Raw genomic sequence first — 1842 nt, 5'->3', positions numbered from 1 at the left:
AGTGTCGGGGTTATTGGATTACAGACGTGTGCTCTACGGAACGCGCGCCCCGCGCGTACGTCCTCCGTGGCCCCGGGGCCGCGGAAGGGGTCAGAACCGTCCGGCGCCCAGGTCCCGGGAGATCGCCCGGGCCGCGCTGCGCACCGAGGCGACCAGCGACGGCTTCACGAAGCCGTCCTCCGTCACCGTCTCCACCGGTCCGCTCACGCACACCGCGCCGACCGGGTTGCGCCGCCGGTCCTGGATCAGCGCACCGATCGACGCCACCCCCTCCCAGGTCTCCTCGATCGAGTCGGCCCAGCCCCGCTCGCGGATCAGCGCGCACTCCGCGTCCACGTCCGCCGGATCGGTCAGTGTGCGCAGCGTGTAGGGCTCGTACGGCCCGTCGCCCAGCTGGCCGCGGGCGACCGGGTCGTAGGCCAGCAGCACCTTGCCCAGCGCGGTGGAGTGCAGCGGCTGCATCGAGCCGACCTCCAGCACCTGCCGGGTGTCGTCCGGGCGGAAGACGTGGTGCACGATCAGCACGCCCTGCTGGTGCAGTACGCCCAGGTAGACCGTCTCGCCGCTGGCCCGGGCCAGGTCGTCCGCCCACACCAGGGCGCGCGCCCGCAGCTCGTGCACGTCGAGGTAGCTCTGGCCGAGCCGCAGCAGCTCGGCCCCGAGCTGGTACTTCCCGCTCTCCGGGTCCTGTTCGACGAAGCCCTCCTGCTGCAGCGTGCGCAGGATGCCGTGGGCCGTGCCCTTGGCCAGGTCGAGCGCGGTCGCGACCTCGGAGAGCCCGAGCCGGCGCTCACCGCCGGCCAGCAGGCGCATGATCGCGGCGGCCCGGGAGAGCGACTGGATCGGGCCGGGCATTGGCTACCTCCCCTGACAGGCGGTCGACATTGTCGACCGAAGTGTTGACGGCACGAGTCTGCCAGGCCGACGGCCGGACGCGCACCTTTCCGATCACTCCGCACCCCGCGCGGACCCGTTCACCCCGCACCGCGCACCGCGCGCGCGAGCCCCGCGATCTCCCGCTCGCCGACCCGGCAGCAGCCGCCGACCAGCCGCGCCCCGTCCGCCAGCCAGCCCGTCACCCGCTCCGGACGGAACGTCGGGCCGCCCCGCCAGTCCCGGGCCGCGGCGTCCCACGCCTCGCCGCTGTTGGGGTACACCACCACCGGCAGGCCCGCCGCCCGCGCGGCCACCGGCACCGCCCGGTCGGCGTCGGCCGGGCTGCAGCAGTTCACCCCGACCGCCACCACGGCGTCCACCCCCGCGGCCATTCCCAGCGCGTCCTCCAGCGGCTGCCCCGCCCGGGTCAGGCCGCCCTCCGCGCTGAACGACAGCCACACCGGCACCCCCAGCCCGTCGACCGCCCGCAGCAGCGCCTCCGCCTCGACCATGTCCGGGACGGTCTCCAGCGCCAGCACGTCCGGGCCCGCCGCCGCCAGCACCTCCAGCCGCGGCCGGTGGAAGCGCTCCAGCTCCGCCACGCCCAGCCCGTACCTGCCGCGGTACTCCGACCCGTCGGCCAGCACCGCGCCGTACGGGCCCACCGACGCCGCCACGAACAGCGGACCGGCGGCGATCGCGCCCGGCCGCGCCGGCGCCGCCCGCCCGTCCTCCGCCCGCCCGTCGTCCGCCCGCCCCGCCTGCCGGGCCGCTGCCCGCGCTGCCTCCGCCCGCTCCGACTCGGCCTGCCGCGCGGCCTCCCGGGCCAGGCGCACGCTCAGCGCGAGCAGCCGTTCCGCCTCGGCCCGTCCCGTCCCGCGGCGCGCGAACCCCTCGAACGAGGCCTGGTAGCTGGCGGTGATCGCGACCTGGGCCCCGGCCCGGAAGTACCCCAGGTGCGCCGCC

2 protein-coding genes are annotated in these 1842 nt (G+C 76.3%); both read right to left on the bottom strand.

Translation table 11 applies throughout. From position 1 onward, the window contains the following. Window positions 1-90 precede the first annotated feature (90 nt). On the bottom strand, window positions 91-855 hold the full coding sequence (locus ABZ641_RS35730; RefSeq protein ID WP_344627382.1) for an IclR family transcriptional regulator: 765 nt from the start codon (window positions 853-855) through the stop codon (window positions 91-93). Window positions 856-974: 119 nt separating this feature from the next. Then, window positions 975-1842 (bottom strand): homocysteine S-methyltransferase (mmuM, locus tag ABZ641_RS35725; RefSeq protein WP_359988599.1); only part of this gene is annotated, 868 nt, incomplete at its 5' end.

Source organism: Kitasatospora sp. NPDC007106 (genome assembly GCF_040634455.1).
Lineage (GTDB): Bacteria > Actinomycetota > Actinomycetes > Streptomycetales > Streptomycetaceae > Kitasatospora > Kitasatospora arboriphila.
This window is presented reverse-complemented; position numbering and strand designations above follow the sequence as displayed.